This is a genomic window from Methylophaga pinxianii (assembly GCF_020447225.1).
In the GTDB taxonomy this organism is placed as follows: Bacteria; Pseudomonadota; Gammaproteobacteria; order Nitrosococcales; family Methylophagaceae; genus Methylophaga; species Methylophaga pinxianii.
Genome location: NZ_JAJAEO010000180.1, coordinates 63,776 through 81,265, shown reverse-complemented (window position 1 = coordinate 81,265; position 17,490 = coordinate 63,776). Strand labels below are relative to the sequence as shown.

Below are 17,490 nucleotides of genomic sequence, written 5' to 3'. Positions count from 1 at the left end.
AATGGCCAACCAGGCACTTTGTAGTACAAAGTCCCCAAGGTAGTATAAGCCGAACCATTCAGTGCCTGTTCATCAATTTCAAGTGCTTTTTCCAAATCAGCTTTAGCTGTTTTCGCCATGGATAATCCACTCAGACCGCCTTTAATGCCAGCATAGCTGGCATAGATAATTCCCCGCCAGATTAAGACATCCGCTTGTTCCGGTGAGTGTTTTTTTATCTCATCCGCTTTGGAAGTTAATTTTTCAAATGCCTCAATCTGCTGTTTGTCAGTTAATTCATAATTGGCATGCTCCCAGGCAGATTGTAATGGCAATGCTTCAGGTGAGATTGCCTGGGCAGATAAACTGAAGACCGCTAATAACAGGCCATAAAAAGCCACATATATTTTTTTCATTTTGTTACTCCTGTCCAATAACGTTGAATCACTGGGAGTTTTTTGGCGAGGCCTTGATCTATCCATCGACTATTAATGGAGTTAAGCCAACCGAAAAAGCGTTCCGGCCAGCCTAAAAACTGCTCACTCTGGTGATTTTTTTGAAAAAAATTGACAAACTGCTCGGCAACACTTTCAACACTATCACTTTGGTTTCCCAGAGCTTTATTCATCGCTGTCACGTTGTCATCATTCATTGCGGTGCTAATGGTTCGTGGTGCAAACAAACGAACCGTAATAGTGGTATCCGCCAATTCTCGACGCATCGCTTCGGTAAATCCCCGCAGCCCAAACTTGCAGGCGCTATAGACACTGAATCCCGGAAATCCCAACCGACTGAATGCCGAACCGATATTGATAATCTGGGCGTTATCCGATTTTGCCAGTATCGGCAGTAATAAACGTGTCAATTCGATGGGTACCAACAAGTTAGTCACCAGCATCTGCTGCACGGTGATTTCGTTCATCGCTTTGAGGGGACCGAAATGATTGCTGGCCGCATTATTAATTAAGGCATCAATTCCACGGGAAAACTGCTGGCAATAAGCGACTACTGCCTGTCTTCCCGAACTGGTGGTCAAATCGCTGGCAACGCAGTGGTGTTGACCACCCAATGCGTTATTAAGCTGTTCCAGCTGGATATAATTTCGTCCACACAAAACCAATAACGCACCCTGGGCAGACAACGCTTTTGCCAGTGCCGTGCCCAGCCCTCCGGTTGCACCTGTTAAAACGATAGTGATGGATTGTAAATTCAGCGACGTCTTCATATGGTCAGGCTCCGGAAAATATCACCATACAGACGATAAAACATCTTGCTGCTGTGAATTATCTGTTGTTGTGCCAAAGGGTCGTCTATGCGGTTCATTAAACCTTCAAAAAACTTCATATGTTCCTGATCCAGAGCACCATGTGAACGTAAATAACTAAACGCTTTGTCAGGTAAGAACAACGCATTTTGAATCGCTGTCGCGGCGTTATCGGCGGTGGCAATACTGGTGCCCTCAAGAACATGAACCATGCCAAAAAATCCAAGAGGATTGACGCGAAAAACCATATCGTATGCATAGGCTACCATTAGCTCGGTGGCAGAATTTGCACGACTGTTTCGTACCAATTCTTTATCATGACCGCAGGCAGCGATATCATTCAGAATCCACTCCTGGTGCCCGAGCTCTTCCTCAATATATTCCGCAACAGCTTCCCGTAACCACTCATAATGTTCCGGCAATTGTGAGCCGACAGCCATCAGTAATGGAACGGTATGCTTTACGTGATGATAAGCCTGCGCTAGAAAGGCGATATAAAGCTCCAGCGTTACTTCACCCCGCATCGCCTGATTGATAATCGGAGCAGAGAACAACTGTTGTCGCTCAACCTCAGTCTGCTGGCAGAGTGTGTCAAAAAATCCCATACTGTGACTCCTGATAGATGGCTTCCAATTCATGTTGAAAAAAAGCAAAAATACGCTGGCGTCGTGGACGACCATTGGAGGTTAATAATCCATCTTTCACCGTTAATGGGTGTTCGAGACGTCGCCACTTGATGATTTGAGCATAGCTCGGCAGCCTTTGATTGACTTGTGTGAGCCAGCTTTCCATCCTGGCATCACTTAAACTGCTGTAGATAAAGGCTGTGCAAAATGGTTTTGCATCCCCAAACAGAATGCATTGCAGGATTTCGGGGTGCGCCAGCACCTCACTTTCTACCCACTCAGGATTAATATTTCGACCATAACTGGAAATCAGCAGTTGCTTTTTACGACCATAAATAACTAAAAAACCGTCCTGATCCAGATAGCCCATATCACCTGTTGCAATACTATTTCCGGGAGAAGTGTCTTTACCGATATACCCAAGAAAACCATTGCCGGTGACGGTGATTTCACCTGCTTCAATCTGGATGGTGACGTGTGGCAGCAGCTTGCCTGCCGTTCCCGGCTTGTCATGGCCTGGTGTATTCAGGCTGACAACGGAACTACATTCCGATAAACCATATCCTTCATATACAGGCAGCCCATAGCGACGAGCCTGTTCAATCAGTTCGCTGGCTACCCGGCTTCCACCGACAGCAATAAATCGCAAAGACTGCGGAGGCTGCCAGCCTTGTTCAGCCGCCAGGACCAAAGCGGACAATAATTCCGGAACCAGGATCAGACTGTCAGGTTGATAATGGGAGAGTGTGTTCAGTAATGACTGGAGATTGCCAGCAAGGCTGCCGGAAAAGCCGGTTTTTTTCATGCTGAGCAATATCACCTCTCCGCCACTTAATAAGGGTGTGTAAAGACCGGCAATATTTTCCAGCAATGTACTTAATGGCAGTAAGGCCAGATGTCGTACATTTTGCATATGCAAAACGCTTAATAAACTCTGGCTGACCTGATACTGGTTGTGGTTACTAAGGCAGACTCCTTTTGGATCGGCTGTAGATCCCGAGGTAAAGGTGATTTTTGCTGTGCCTGCAGGAAGCGTGATGCTCTCTGACTGTCGACAAGTGGTAAAGTGCATTGGCAAACTGTCCAGCATGAAACTTTGCGCCAAAAAATCAGCGTCGAATGTCAGTGGACGATCATGAATCAGTCCCACCGCACCTGAACTTGTCAGCGCATGTTGCAGCTGATCAGAGGTAAAAAATAACGGCAACGGTAGCAAAACCACCTCCGCACGCTGAGCCGCCAGATCAATGATTACCCATGGCACGCCGTTATCTGCCAGCAAACCTATAACCTGATGCTGGTAACTCAGTAATTCCCTGGCAACGATTTCAACTTGCTCTAATAACTGCCGGCGGGTCAGCTGCTGAACGTCATCACGGGCACATATTTTCTGCGGTTCTGCAGTTGCCAGTTTTTCCAGATATTGCAAAATCGTATCGTTCATCGAGCAATCATCTCGGCTGTTTTGTCGATAAAATCCTGGTATGTCACCAGTAAGGATTGGATTACCTGATGCTGACGCAGGTGTGCGATAGCAGTGGACAAATGACCGGCCAATACAACGGGTTGATGAAGATAATAACTTCCCCATTGCTGGTTTTTATCGACTAGGCGCTGTGGATCGGCAACGCCTAATGAAATAGTCGATAGCTGTAATTTGTCGATGAGGTGTCTGACTTGCCGGGTGGCCGTAAAAACCACCCACTGATAATTAGCTTGATGTAATACTGCTGCCAGCAAGATAAACAACAATGGACTGCCACTGTTAAAACTGGCGGCCAGATTACCGATCTCCACCATTTCGGCACGGTTGGTAATAATCCCCTGTAGTTTCAAAGTTTTTTCAACAGGATGTGAAAGGTACTGTTCAAGAAACAGTGATTGCTGCTGAACCGGTTGAAAGCCAATGGCAGAATCAATCAAGCCATCCATCTGACTGGTAAGAAAATATGGCAGGAAATGCTGAATTTCAGCACCAAAAGCGTCATTAAAACGCTTGCTGATAAAGGCTTTTACCACGGATTGTTCGCTGGATTGCTCATCAATTAATGACAATGATTTATGCGGAAACAACAAACGTTGTTGCCAGGTTTTTTCGTTATGATGTGTCGGGTTTTGTAGGGTTGTTGCTTCCATAAATCATCTCCTGATGTTTATGGTTAGCAAGAATAGTGTCGGATACTTAAGAAAAACTTAAGCTAAGTTTTAATCCAAAAAAACAATAAAAAGTCTGAAAGCGAGCTGTATATCATCTTCAGGCTGTTGATTGATATGCAGGCATTTACGGCAATAAATCCGCTCTTCCCAGAGGCATGTCATAGCGTTGCTCGCGATAGAGCCAGGATGGCAATAACACATGCGCCAACGCTTCGTGTTCATCATCTGCCGCTGCAGGTCCGATAATATTCAAGTGTCGGCTGACCGGTGAATAATGACCTTCCAGGGCGGTGTTTTGCGGTCTGAGCACAGTCACTTTTTCACCCTGCATCAAGGCGTAATAATCGGCAAATTGCATTAAAGCCCGCCCTTTGGACTGTTGCTCGCTTTCCTGACTTAAATCGCGACCAATCATCGGTGTCGCCGCACTAATCCCCATCAGTGACAATAAAGTCGGTGCCATATCAATCTGGCTGGCAACGGTAGCTATGCTGCGCGGTGTGATATCTGCCCCTAAAATTAAACCGGGGATTTGAAAACGCTCAATAGGCACCAGTGCATCGCCATAAACATTTAAATCATGATCGGCAATGACCAGGAACAAGGTGTTTTCCCAGTAATCACTTTGCATGGCTTTATCAAAAAACTGACCCAATGCATAATCAGCATATTTCACTGCATTGGTATTACTTTGTTTGACAGGGTTATCCAATTCAATACGACCCTCCGGGAATTCATAGGGTGAATGATTACTGGAAGTGAACACCAGACTGAAATAGGGTTCCCCTTCCGCATGCTTTTGTTGCAGCTGCTGATGGGTTTTATTCAGTAAATCCTCATCGGATACCCCCCAACTACCGGTAAAAACGGGATCTTCGTAATCATGCTGATCAATGACCGATTCAAAGCCGTTACCGATAAAAAAACTCGCCATATTGTCAAAGTGTGATTCTCCACCATAGATAAACTCGGTAAAGTAGCCTTGTTGTTTTAACAAGTCGGCGATGGTAAAAAAGTTTTGCTGTGACAGCGATAGCTTGACTACACTGCGTGCCGGCGTGGGCAAATAGCCACTGATTACCGCCTCGATACCCCTAACTGAACGTGTGCCGGTGGCATAAAGCTGTTCAAACCACCACCCTTTTTGTTTAAGGCGTTCAAGTTCTGGAGTGACAGCATGTTCACCGCCAAGCGATTCAACAAATGTTGCTCCCATACTTTCTTGCAGGATAATCACCAGATTGAGTGGCTTATCACGATGCACAGTCGCTGGTCGGGTATTCAAAGTTGGGAATTTACTTTGAGGATCTATGCCAATCCATGGATAGTTTTTATGAAGTTCAGCCATGATCGCTTCATTTGTCATCGTCCCATAAACTTCAGCAGCATTTGATTCATGCTGCATATTGTAAATAGCAAAATACACAGACCAGGCAGAGTTCAAAATAAGACTATTGACCATCGCATCGGATGTCAGCGCAAAACTGGCAGGGTTAGCAGGCCGGTGTCCAATAGAAGAACGAATCATTAAAACCAGTAAGATGATCAGAAGTGGCCAGCTCAGCCATATCTTCCAAACCGGCCAGGGTTGCTGATGGTCGTTCAGCCAGCGCTGCAACAGTTTTACGGCCACACTGCCGGAAATAATCGTCAGCGTCAGGCCGATCAGTAACGGCCAGCGAAAGCCCTGCCAGAGGGTGGCAAATACTTCTTTCGGATAACGCAGATATTCAACAAACAAGCGGTTAGGACGCAGATCATACTGACTGATAAAAGCAGGCGTTGAGGCTTCCATAAAGCTGATAATGACAATAATCATCACGCCCCAGACCAGCAGCAGATTTTGCCATACCTTCCATCCCAGTCGATTAGCTACTAAAGGCAACGCCAGTGCCAATGGCGCAAGCAACATGCCCATCATAATCAAATCGGCACGAAGACCTTGCCAGAAAACAGTGGAGAGAGAACTGGCAGCAGTCACCCTGTCCCACTGCCACACCACTAAGCCAAGACGCGATAAACTCAGAATGATCAAGCCGGTAAGAAGCAGCTTGATCAATATCAGATAAGGACCAAAAAAAGACTGTAATTTAGTCATCATCAGCCTCACCCTATCAATGGCCACAAGATGGTCAGCCAGGTGGCCAGAGCGATAATAATGGCAATAAGCACCGCCAGAGAACCATAGTCCTTGGCTCGGCCTGACAACAGATGATGCTCGGTACTGATACGATCAACAACGCATTCAATCGCCGAGTTCAGTGCTTCTACCAACACTAAGAGCAATAACACGGCAATCAAGGCTAATCGTTCAACCGGGCTGACTTGCAGAAAAAAACTTACCCCACCGGCTGCCAATAATACTAAAAAGACCTGTCTGAAAGCGGTTTCAAACCGCAGTGCCGCAATCAGCCCCTGCAATGAATAACCTAAAGCGTAAATCAGCCTTTTACATCCCGTGTGCTTTTCCACAAATTCGCCCCATTATTTAAAATGAGGCTAATGCTACGACGATAATCCTTAACTAAACCTTAAGTTTTCAAGAAGATGGAAATAGCATCCATTCAGTGAATTCTTTTGCGGTGAGTTTGGTGTGGATAAATGCATAGTCGAATTTATCAACTTGTCACCCTGCATTAATATCAACGCGTGAATGTGGCTTATCAAGATGTAAAATTGGCCCGGCTGGGACCACACCTGTCGGATTAATGGTGGTATGGCTACGATAATAATGGTTCTTGATATGCTGCATATTGACAGTTTCTGCAACACCAGGCCACTGATAGAGTTCGCGAACGTATTCAGAAAGATTCGGATAATCTTCAATCCGTTTCAGGTTGCATTTGAAATGGCCGTGATACACGGCATCAAAGCGAATCAAGGTAGTAAACAATCGCCAATCGGCTTCGGTAAGATCATTACCGACTAAATAGCGATTTTTGCTCAGACGTTCTTCAACCTTGTCCAGTGAGTCAAATAAGGGATAAACCGCCTCTTCATAGGCCTGTTGTGTGGTGGCAAAACCCGCTTTATAAACGCCATTATTAATGTTGTCGTAGACATCATCATTGATGGCATCAATGTCCTGTCTTAACGCCCTGGGATAATAGTCACCGGCTTTGGCACCAATCGAATCAAACGCACTGTTGAACATACGGATAATTTCTGCCGACTCATTGCTGACCATCACATTTTGTTGTTTGTCCCATAACACCGGTACCGTAACGCGGCCACTGTAGGTTGGATCGGCAGTGGTATATATCTGATGCAGAAATTTCGCCTGATACAGCGGATCTTCAATCACTCCTTCAGCATAGTCAAAGGTCCAGCCATGTTCCAGCATCAATGGATTGACCACGGATAACGAAATCATATCTTCCAGACCTTTGAGCTTACGAAAGATTAAGGTTCTGTGTGCCCATGGACAGGCCAGAGAAACATATAAATGATAACGCCCTGCTTCCGCTTTAAAACCACCCTCTCCACTGGCCCCGGCTCTGCCATCGGCGGTAACCCAATTACGGAATTGCGATTTGCTGCGAATAAATTTGCCCTGATTGGAATCTGTGTCATACCAGCGATCGACCCACTGGCCTTCCATTAATAACCCCATAAAATACCTTCCTTAAAATAGTTGGATGTTTGCTGTAATTTTGATTGACTGTTTTAGCGGCGAAGCTCACAATTTGTGCTCTTCATTGCGAATAAGTTCATGAAACATTTCCAAACACAACAGCTTGACCAGCGCCCTGCCAATTTCTGGCAGCTGTGTGTATTTCTGTTGTTGCTAAATGGTCTGGCATTTACCAGCTGGATAGATTTTCGTCAGGCAAGCCTGTCAAGCGATTCCGGTTTTGTTGCTGATTTTAATCAGCTTACCTTAGCGAATCATCGAGAACATTTCCGTTCACTGCTGGATCTAAAAAATCTGCCAGCGCCAAACACATATGATGGGGATAACGAACACCACTGGTTTGTGTTTTCCAGCTTATTGTCTCTTCCTGTCGCGATACTGCTGCAGACTGATGCCTCAGGTTATCTAACATTGCTGATCCCCTGCAATGCCAAATATCATTTACCGCTCAATCGCGCACCACCAAGCCTCTACTAATCCCACTATTAAACTTTTTTTAATAACGAAGTCATCTTCGAGGATTATGTATGCGTTCCTTCTATTCAAGGGCTGTGGTATTCAGCCTGATTATTATTCTGGGCCTGCTCAGTGCATTGCCTAATGTGTTGCCCGCGTCAACGGCACAACATTTACCTTCCTGGTTTACCGACAATACCTTTAAATTAGGTCTTGATTTAAGCGGCGGATCTCATTTGCTGATGCAGGTGGATATTGATGATTTACGGTTAAACAATCATCAGCAGTTAGCTGAGCAAATTAAGGATGCCCTGCGTGAAAAACGGATTTTTATTCAACCGATAGCGGTTTCTAAAAATCAGCTGGTGATTACCCCAAAAGATACCAATCGCTTGGACGAGATCCAGCAAATTGTTCGTAGCTTTGTAAAAGATCCAAAAGGGGGATTAGCATTATTTTCTCTTGAAGATGATAGTGCTCGACTCACCATCACGCCGACAAAAGCCCATAGTGAAAAACTCACTAAAGATGCGGTTGAACATAGCTTAAAAGTAGTCAGACAACGGCTTAATGAGAGTGGTCTGGTGGATCCCACTATTACCAAGCAAGGCAGCGATGGCATTTTAGTGCAATTACCCGGTGTGGATGATCCAAGTTATATCCGCTCTTTGCTGGGCACTACAGCAAAAATGACCTTTCACTGGGCCGCCAATGCCGATTCCAAAGAAGTTATTCAAGCGAAAGGCTTTGATACAGAAGAAGTCTATGCGTTAGAGGCACGCGTTGTACTTGAGGGAAAACATATTCAGGATGCCAATCTGGTCTTTAGTCAGGAGTCCGGTCAGCCGGTCGTCAGTTTTGTGCTGGATAAAGAAGGTGCCCGGCTATTTACGGAAATGACCCAAAACAATATTGGGCGTTCTCTGGCAATTGTATTGGATGATGAGGTGATCACGGCACCCGTTATTCGCAGTGTCATTGCCGGGGGGCGTGGTGAGATCAGTGGCGCATTTACTGTCGCTGAAGCGAATGAACTTGCCTTGCTGCTACGTGCAGGTGCCTTGCCTGCGCCACTTAATGTGATTGAAGAACGTACCGTGGGCCCTGATTTAGGCAGCGATTCGATCTCAATGGGCATCACCACGGGGATAATAGGTGCCTTGCTGGTGTTGTTATTTATGCTGGCGATTTATGGCAGCTGGGGCTTGATAGCCAGTCTGAGTCTGACACTCAACATTGGTCTGATATTTGGTGTATTGAGCTTATTAGGTGCTACTTTGACGCTACCGGGGATTGCCGGGATTATTCTGAGTATTGGTATGGCAGTGGATGCCAATATTCTGATAAATGAACGGATCCGTGAAGAAACCCGTCGCGGGAAACGAGCGTTTATTGCACTCGATGCGGGGTTCAAACGCGCTTACAGCACGATTCTGGATTCCAATATCACTTCACTGATCGCGATCAGTTTGTTGTTTATGTTTGGTAGTGGTCCGGTTAGAGGTTTTGCGGTGGCAATGGCCATTGGTCTTATTACTTCCATGTTTACCTCAATTTCATTCACCCGGTTACTGATGGAGTGGCGGATCAGCAAAATGCCAAAACAGGCTCTACTGGAAATTTCCGGTATTAAAAGCCTGGATCGACTCAGCAACAGCAAGATCGATTTCATGCGAGGTCGTTTTATCGGGATTACCGCCTCTGCTATTTTGTCATTGGCATCCATAGGCTTATTCTTCCAGCCGGGGCTGCATTATGGCATCGACTTTAGCGGTGGTACGGTGATGGAGATCGCGGCACCCGACACCGATGTCGAACAGCTGCGTCAGGCCTTGCAAGACAAGGGCTTTTCGCAAGCTGCTATTCAGGAGTTTGGTGACGATGATTATTATCTGGTGCGTTTACCAATGGAAGGTGCTGAACAGGTCGCCAGCGGCAAAACGGTAGACGAAATCAAATCGGCAGTGACGGAAATATCTGCGCAAGCCAGTTTTCCACGAGTGGAATTGGTGGGGCCAAAGGTCAGTAGTGATTTTCGTGATGCAACCATTCTGGCGATTGTATTTGCCGGTTTTGGCATGCTGGCCTATTTGTGGATCCGGTTTGAGTACCACTTTGCGCTGGCGGCTACATTAACCATTGGTTTGGATTTAACCAAAACCATCGGTTTTTTTGTATTGGCCGGCGTGGAGTTTAACCTTACAGCAGTCGCTGCGTTATTGGCGTTGATCGGATACTCAGTCAATGACAAAGTAGTGGTGTTTGACAGGGTCAGGGAAAATCTGCGGCTGACACCTGATAAACCGATGTTGGAGTTACTTAATGAAAGTATCACATCAACATTAACCCGTACGGTATTTACTTCAGTCACCACTTTTCTGGCGTTGATTCCTATGGCGGTTGCCGGCGGAAGTGCGGTTGCCAGTTTTGCTTTGCCCATGCTGTTTGGCATTGTGATTGGTACCAGTTCATCGGTATTTATCGCGGCGCCAATTGTCTATTGGATGGGACAGCACCGGCTGCGTAAAGGGTTGCCCCAGTTACGTCCCTCTGCTGAAGAAATGCAAAAGAAACTGGACGCCATTATGTAAATAAATTAAGAAACACATTGAGTAATTAATTAATAACTAAGTTTTATGATGGGGTCACTTATCGTAAAACCTTCAAAGGAATAAAGATGACGTGGTTTATGTTGGGTGCAGGGTTAATTTTGCTGATTACTGGTGCTGAATTATTGGTCAAGGGAGCATCCCGGTTAGCAATCAGTTTTGGTATCCCGGCTTTGGTGGTTGGGTTAACCGTTGTGGCGTTTGGTACCAGTGCCCCTGAGATGGCTGTGAGTGTTAAAGCGGCTTTTTCCGGACAAGCTGAGCTGGCCATAGCCAATGTGGTGGGCAGTAATATTTTTAATATTCTGTTTATTCTTGGACTGGCCGCTGTAATCATGCCACTGATAGTTTCACAGCAACTGATTCGTCAAGATGTCCCCATCATGATCGCTATTAGTGTGATGGCATTATGGATGATTCAGGATGGCATGATAGGCAAACTTGAAGCTACTATTCTGTTTGCAGGTGTTGTTTTATATACGGTTTTTCTGTTTTATCAGGGTAAAAAAACCGGTATCGATAACAGTGAGGTAGATGAAAAGCCAGCTCCTACCTGGTTAAACGTGATGCTCATTATCATTGGCTTGGCGTTACTTGTGCTGGGTGCACGCTGGTTGGTGCAAAGTGCGGTCACTATTGCTTCGTCGTTTGGTGTGAGTGAAGCTGTTATTGGCTTAACGATTATCGCGGCGGGAACTTCTTTACCCGAGGTAATGACCTCCATTGTTGCGACCATCAAAGGTGAACGGGATATTGCGATTGGAAATGTGGTGGGCAGTAATATCTTTAATATTCTGGCAGTTTTGGGGTTATCGGGTTTGTTCTCCCCCACCCCGTTACTAGCCAGCGAACAACTTATGCAAATTGACGTACCGGTAATGTTGGGTGTTGCGATTTTGTGTTTGCCATTATTCTTTTTGGGCGGCATCTTGAATCGGTTTGAAGGCCTTTTATTCCTGATGCTTTATGTGGCATACGTCTGGTTTACTATTGCAATGGCGCTGTCACTGCCGTATTTACCACAACTGCAAACCTGGCTGCTCTATGGCCTGGCACCTGTTGTGGTTTTTTATGTATTTTTATGTCTGATCAATGATTTATTACGTCGTCGATATCGTTAACGCTTTCATCATTATGTAAATCTGAAAAACCGTGCTGACGTTGATTCGGCACGGTTTTTTATTTGTCTAAATCATCAGGTCATTTGACTGATGATGATTTCTCTGTATTATCGCCTGCAGTTTCAGGTGCCTTTATTGATGCATGCACTAAAGGTTAAACGGGAAACAGGTACGCTATTAAGTTGGTTATTCCTGTACTGCCCCCGCAACGGTAAACAGTTATTTCATAGCTCTGGTCGCTATCGGCTTGATAGATCGACAGTCACTGTACTTTGACAGTATGGGAAGACGAGAAATGATGCTCAGGGTGAAACAGCCCTGTAGCTAAGCTGTAAGTCCGGAGACCGGCCCGAAGCTAACGATGGAGTCGTGGCGGGGTGCCTGAACGTTTCCGAGATTACGCCCATACTTTCCCCTGCCCGCTATTTACCTAATTGGTAGCTGCTTTTGCTGCGGCAGGATGTCATATGTTTTATAAATTAACTTCTCCAAAGTGTCTTTCCCGGCTGGTGTTTTTGTTTGCTTTGTTTTCGCTATTGGGCACTGATCTGTATGCCAGTGAAGGCAATGTGACGGTTATTGTGTCAGATCGCTCTGCCCCAACTCTGGTCTCTGGTGCACATCAGTTATTACAACAAAAACCGAATGCTGAGGTTCAAATCCGCACGGTCAGTCAGCTTAATTCTCTAAGTGACGATGAATTGCAGCAGTTAATAGATAACAGTGGCAGCGTATTAATGGTTGGTGTATTTGGTGATCCGGTTGAGCGTTTACTGGCCCGGCAATACCGCACTTCACAAAAGCGCTATGTTTTACATAGTGACCAGCGACTGAACGCCTTAAATAGCGACTCGGCTACACAATCTATTCCTGAACAGATACTTAGCAACAAAACATCATTAAGTTTATCAAGTGAGTTAAAGGCCCTGCAAGCCAACTATCCGGAGTATGTTAACTGGTTGCAGGCTCGTGCTTACTGGGTAAATCGTTCCACTGCAAACTCTCGAAGTCTGCTGGATATGTTATTAACTGATGGTCAACAGAAAGCCGAGCCGCAACCTGTCGGTGTGTTGCGATTTGCTCTGCATACCGATGACAAAACACAATGGCTGAGTTTGAATGAACTGACCAAACCACTAGAGACCACAAAACCCGTTGTCTGGTTGCTGGATCATGATACCGGTGATTTAACCGGTGAATGGGCTTTACATCAACAGTATTGTCAGGCGTTGAAGAGTCAATGTGTTTCAGTATTGGCCGCCTGGGGCGAACCCAGTGTTGAAGCGATTAAGACTATCAAAAATCTCATGAGTGAGTCTTTGCCGAACACACCCTGGGGAATCGTTTCTTTACAGGATTTTGTTATTGGCGGTGGTGATGGTCGTGAGCAGGTTGAACAATTATTTACTGAACTGAATGTTCCGGTTTTAAAAGGCATTCGGTTGAATGAATTGAATGAGGCCGACTACTCTCTTTCAGCACAGGGCATTCCGCGTGATTCGATTCATTACCGGATTGCCATGCCTGAGTTGCAAGGTGTCAGTCAGCCACAGATTCTGGCGTTGGCCGAGCCAGCGAAAATCGACAAACAAACCGGTGCTCAGCTGACGCAAAGTCTGCCAATTGTGGCGCAAATAAACCGTCATGCTCAGCGTATGCAGCGCTGGTTGGATCTGCAACAAAAAGAGAATGCCGATAAGCGTGTCGCCATTGTCTATTACAACCATCCGCCGGGCAGACATAATATTGGTGCTGATAACCTGAATGTACCTGAAAGTCTGCTGGAAATATTAAATGCACTGAAAGCAGCCGGTTATCGAACCGGTGAATTACCCAAAGATGCCGATGCCTTGCTGGATCGACTGCAAATACAGGGTGTGAATTTGCCAGAGGATGCTGCGGCGTTATCCGCGATGTCAAAAGTGGCTCAGACAATGTCTGCTGAAGAGTACGCAAACTGGTTTAAACAATTGCCACCAACGGTACAGGCCGAAATGATTGATGGACCATTGGCCGCTTTACGGCAGCGGATGCGTGATGCCATTGATCAGGCGCTGGCATTGAAAAGTGTGACGGTTAGGCAGTCTCAACTGAATTTGTTATCTGGGTTTATGCAACAAACCTCCACCGATTTGTATCATGCGTTGGATGGTTTACGTCATCCAGGACGTGACCGGGCATTAGACTTATTAACCCAGCTGGAACAGGATTATCAACAGATCATCGATGCAGCAGCTCAAGGTCATCAACCTGATTGGCAGCATAGTGGATCATTACATGATGCCCTGTTGGACATGCAGATTGAGGGGATTCGAGGTTGGGGCAAAATTCCCGGTAAAGTGATGGTATGGGATGATCAATTACTGATACCCGGCGTGCAATTTGGCAATGTGTTTATCGGCCCGCAACCTCCACGTGGCTGGGAAATTCATGAAGAACTGTTACATGCCAATATGTCCTTTCCCCCGCCTCATCAATATCTGGCGTTTTATCACTATATTCAGTCAACATTTAACGCTGATGCCATGGTGCATGTCGGTCGACATTCCACCTATGAGTTTTTACCCAAACGCAGCGTAGGTCTGGGCGAGGACGATTATCCGACTATAATCGCTGGTGATGTGCCTGGACTTTATCCATATATCGTTGATGGTGTGGGTGAAGGCATACAGGCTAAACGCCGTGGACAGGCCGTTATTATCGATCATTTGACTCCCCCGCTCGCTGTCACGGAACTGTATGACGATTTGCTTCAATTACGTCAACTGATTGAAAGTGCCGAGGCGGCTTCAGATAAAGCGACACGTGAGCGTGCTATTCGCAGCCTGCGTGAACAAATCGAAACCATGGGACTGCGTGATGAACTGATTGCCAGCATGGATGAAGAACTCCAGGTTCGTGGCGCAGGGTTTGATGACATTGATGATGATTTTCTGTTGCATGAAGTCGGTCATTATCTGACAAATTTTCAAGAAACCTTTATGCCGCTTGGTCTACATGTTTTTGGTAGGGATTGGTCAGCAGATGGACTCGACACCATGATGAACTCCATTCTGGATAATGCAGATTCCAATGAAGGGCAAGGCAAAGCTATCTATCAAAAATTGCAGATGTCACCCGCTGCAGAGATTGAAGCGCTTTTAAATGGCTTAAATGGTCGTTTTATTTCGCCAGGTAAAGGCAATGATCCAATCCGTACGCCGGATTCCCTGCCCACCGGACGAAATTTCTATGCATTGGATGGCAGTTTGTTGCCCACCCGTGTCGGTTACGAGATTGGCCAACAACTGGCAGCGTCGGTTTTGGCTGGTGAAAAAGGCAATATTGAAGGTCATGAAGTTGGCGATCGTAATAAGCAAGGCGTCATTTTATGGGCTTCTGATTCAGTGCGTGATGAAGGTGCGATGATTGCTTTTGGCATGAAACTGTTGGGGGTGCGCCCCATCTGGAACAGCCGCGGCATTATCAAAGGTCTGGAACGGCTGCCGTTAACTGCAGAACAACCACAACGGCTGGATGTGCTATTTACCACCTCAGGACTGTTTAGAGATTTATATGGTGAGCATCTGGTATTGCTGGATAAAGCCAGCTTATTGGCATTGGATGCCAGTCGTGATCTGATTATCCGTGATTATCCTGCTCTGGCCGTTGCCCTTAAGGCTGCTTTGGAGCCTTTAGGTGAATGGCAACAAGGCGGCGAGGAAGCTCTGGATAAAAATCTGGTGGCATCGAACTGGGTAAATGAAGCAAGACAACGTCTGGCCGAGCAACCTGATCTCGATCCTGTGCAGTTAGGTCGACAGACCAGTTTGCGGGTGTTTGGTATCGCTCCGGGTTCTTATGGTGCAGGCATCAATCGTCTGGTGGAACGTTCATCTGCCTGGGAAGATCGCCATGAACTGGCGGATGTATTTATCAAACGAATGGCCCATGTCTATGGCAGTGGTTTGCAGGGTGAATCGCAACCGGGCTTGTTCAAACAGCAACTAGCCGGAGTGTCTCAGACCTTTCTGGGACGTGCCAGTAACCTGTATGGCTTGATGGATAATAATGATGCCTTTGATTATCTGGGCGGTTTTAATCTGGCGGTGGAGACAGTCAGTGGTCAGCCACCTGGCAGCGCTGTGATAAATCATAGTAACGATGAGAATCTGCGCATTGATAATCTGCCTCAGGCCCTGCTGAGTGAGCTGCGCGCCCGCTATCTGAATCCCCAATGGATTAAGCCACTCATGAATGAAGGATATGCTGGTGCCCGTACCATGGGCAGTGAGTTTATTGAATATCTGTGGGGTTGGCAGGTAACCAGCCCCGAGATTATTACCGATCAGGTGTGGGAAGAGGTCAAAGCCGTTTATGTGGATGACAGTCTGCAATTGGGACTTGATTCGTTTCTAAGTGAAGGTCATCAACAACATGTGCAAACCAATATTCTGGCAGTGATGCTGGTCGCCATTGATAAAGGATTTTGGGATGCAGATCGGCAGACTCAAAAACAATTGGCTGAGCAGTTTGCTGCAAATATTATCGAAAGAGGTATTCCTGGCAGTGGTCATACCCACGCCAATCATCCCATGTATGATTTTGTAAAATCACAGCTTGATGCGGATACAGCTGAGGTATTGGAAGCTGTTCTGGCGCGAAGCCGAATGCAAACTTCAGAAACGGCTTCCTCTCCAAGTCATATACAGGAATTGCAGCTAAATCAGCAGGATAGCCAGAAAATGGAAAATAGCAATCAAGCTGCAGAAGACACTCCAGAAACCAGTTCCACTGATAACAAAATGCTTTGGTTGTGGACGTTGCTGGCATTATCCGTAATTGTTGCCGCAGGATTATGGCGCGGTCGTAAAGGAGCTATTTAATGTACCCCCATTTTTCACTTGAAGTGATGCACCAACTGACCGGGCTGTTATTAACCCCCGTGGTGTGGGCGCTATTATTTTTTGTCGGGTTAGCAGTATATGAAACCGGTATTGCTATCGGCGAACGCTTTTGGGGAATTGCCCGCTTATCAAAAAGGGCTGATAGCCAGGCTTTGACTGAACTTGGCAAGCGTCGAATTGAACGGGCCGATTTTATCACCCGACTGGCACCTATGCTCGGCTTGATGGGTACCTTGATTCCATTGGGACCGGGCCTTGCCGCATTAGGTGAAGGTCAGTTGAGTATTCTCACCACAGCGATGACTGTGGCTTTTGATACCACGGTTATCGGGTTATTGGCAGGTATGATTGGCTTTGTTATTGGCCGGATGCGTCGTCGTTGGTACGACGCTGCAATCAGTCAACTGGAACAGCAAAATGGATAAATGGCGGCGCAGTGAATTTTTCGATAGCGATGAAGATCCGTTAGGTCCACTGGCTAATCTGATTGATATTGTGTTGGTGTTTGCCTGTGGTCTCATCGCGGCATTGGTCGCGTTCAGTACGGATTTACAGGATCACTTTGAAGTTCAGCCGCAGGAAATCACTCTGGGGAAAGAGTTACCGCAACTGCCAGAAAACATGCAACAACAAATTCAGGACGGCAGCGGCTACGAAGCCGTTGGTCAGGTATATCGAGATCCACAAACCGGTAAGCTGATTTTAATAGACGAGTGATTTTTCAGTTCACCCCGCGAATCCAAAAGTAATTTCAGGTA

13 protein-coding genes, 1 pseudogene and 1 riboswitch are annotated in these 17,490 nt (G+C 46.2%); of the genes and pseudogenes, 6 read left to right on the top strand and 8 right to left on the bottom strand.

The annotated features are described in order from the left end of the window. From LGT40_RS11735 to LGT40_RS11700, 8 genes and pseudogenes are all read right to left on the bottom strand, one after another. A pseudogene (locus LGT40_RS11735) lies at nt 1–395 on the bottom strand (hypothetical protein); the annotation flags it as partial. Beyond that, entirely contained in the window at nt 392–1,204 is an 813-nt protein-coding gene (locus tag LGT40_RS11730) for an SDR family oxidoreductase (RefSeq protein WP_226074457.1), read from the bottom strand. The gene LGT40_RS11730 and the pseudogene LGT40_RS11735, both read right to left, overlap by 4 nt. Next, nucleotides 1,201–1,848 (bottom strand): iron-containing redox enzyme family protein, encoded by a 648-nt coding sequence (locus LGT40_RS11725; RefSeq protein ID WP_226074459.1) that lies wholly within the window; start codon nt 1,846–1,848, stop codon nt 1,201–1,203. The genes LGT40_RS11730 and LGT40_RS11725 overlap by 4 nt, the downstream gene beginning before the upstream one ends. After that, on the bottom strand, nt 1,835–3,313 hold the full coding sequence (locus tag LGT40_RS11720; protein ID WP_226074467.1) for an AMP-binding protein: 1,479 nt from the start codon (nt 3,311–3,313) through the stop codon (nt 1,835–1,837). The genes LGT40_RS11725 and LGT40_RS11720 overlap by 14 nt, the downstream gene beginning before the upstream one ends. After that, nucleotides 3,310–4,005, bottom strand: coding sequence for a thermostable hemolysin (locus LGT40_RS11715; RefSeq protein ID WP_226074469.1), 696 nt, complete (start codon nt 4,003–4,005; stop codon nt 3,310–3,312). Before LGT40_RS11715 ends, LGT40_RS11720 begins: the two co-directional genes overlap by 4 nt. A 145-nt stretch (nt 4,006–4,150) precedes the next feature. Continuing rightward, nucleotides 4,151–6,127: an LTA synthase family protein gene (locus LGT40_RS11710; protein ID WP_226074471.1), complete on the bottom strand. Its 1,977-nt coding sequence runs from the start codon at nt 6,125–6,127 to the stop codon at nt 4,151–4,153. A gap of 5 nt (nt 6,128–6,132) precedes the next feature. Then, nucleotides 6,133–6,498 carry a diacylglycerol kinase gene (locus LGT40_RS11705; RefSeq protein WP_226074473.1) on the bottom strand — a complete coding sequence of 122 codons (366 nt, stop codon included), beginning with the start codon at nt 6,496–6,498 and terminating at the stop codon, nt 6,133–6,135. 154 nt (nt 6,499–6,652) lie between these two features. After that, the gene (locus tag LGT40_RS11700) at nt 6,653–7,639 is read right to left on the bottom strand and encodes a glutathione S-transferase family protein (protein ID WP_226074475.1); all 987 of its coding nucleotides are present in this window, start codon (nt 7,637–7,639) and stop codon (nt 6,653–6,655) included. Nucleotides 7,640–7,738: 99 nt separating this feature from the next. Between LGT40_RS11700 and LGT40_RS11695 the strand changes: the two genes are divergently transcribed. The 6 genes from LGT40_RS11695 (at nt 7,739) to LGT40_RS11670 (ending at nt 17,449) form a co-directional block, all read left to right on the top strand. After that, nucleotides 7,739–8,137, top strand: a complete 399-nt coding sequence (locus LGT40_RS11695) for a hypothetical protein (protein ID WP_226074477.1) — start codon at nt 7,739–7,741, stop codon at nt 8,135–8,137. A gap of 50 nt (nt 8,138–8,187) precedes the next feature. Beyond that, nucleotides 8,188–10,707, top strand: a complete 2,520-nt coding sequence (gene secD, locus LGT40_RS11690) for a protein translocase subunit SecD (protein ID WP_226074479.1) — start codon at nt 8,188–8,190, stop codon at nt 10,705–10,707. 86 nt (nt 10,708–10,793) lie between these two features. After that, nucleotides 10,794–11,846: a calcium/sodium antiporter gene (locus LGT40_RS11685; protein ID WP_226074481.1), complete on the top strand. Its 1,053-nt coding sequence runs from the start codon at nt 10,794–10,796 to the stop codon at nt 11,844–11,846. 107 nt (nt 11,847–11,953) lie between these two features. Next, a riboswitch (cobalamin riboswitch) is annotated at nt 11,954–12,213 on the top strand. 100 nt (nt 12,214–12,313) lie between these two features. Continuing rightward, nucleotides 12,314–16,711, top strand: coding sequence for a cobaltochelatase subunit CobN (locus tag LGT40_RS11680; protein WP_226074483.1), 4,398 nt, complete (start codon nt 12,314–12,316; stop codon nt 16,709–16,711). Further along, the gene (locus LGT40_RS11675) at nt 16,711–17,157 is read left to right on the top strand and encodes a MotA/TolQ/ExbB proton channel family protein (RefSeq protein WP_226074485.1); all 447 of its coding nucleotides are present in this window, start codon (nt 16,711–16,713) and stop codon (nt 17,155–17,157) included. Before LGT40_RS11680 ends, LGT40_RS11675 begins: the two co-directional genes overlap by 1 nt. Next, complete coding sequence (locus LGT40_RS11670) at nt 17,150–17,449, top strand: DUF2149 domain-containing protein (RefSeq protein WP_226074487.1); 300 nt, start codon at nt 17,150–17,152, stop codon at nt 17,447–17,449. Before LGT40_RS11675 ends, LGT40_RS11670 begins: the two co-directional genes overlap by 8 nt. Nucleotides 17,450–17,490: the final 41 nt, after the last annotated feature.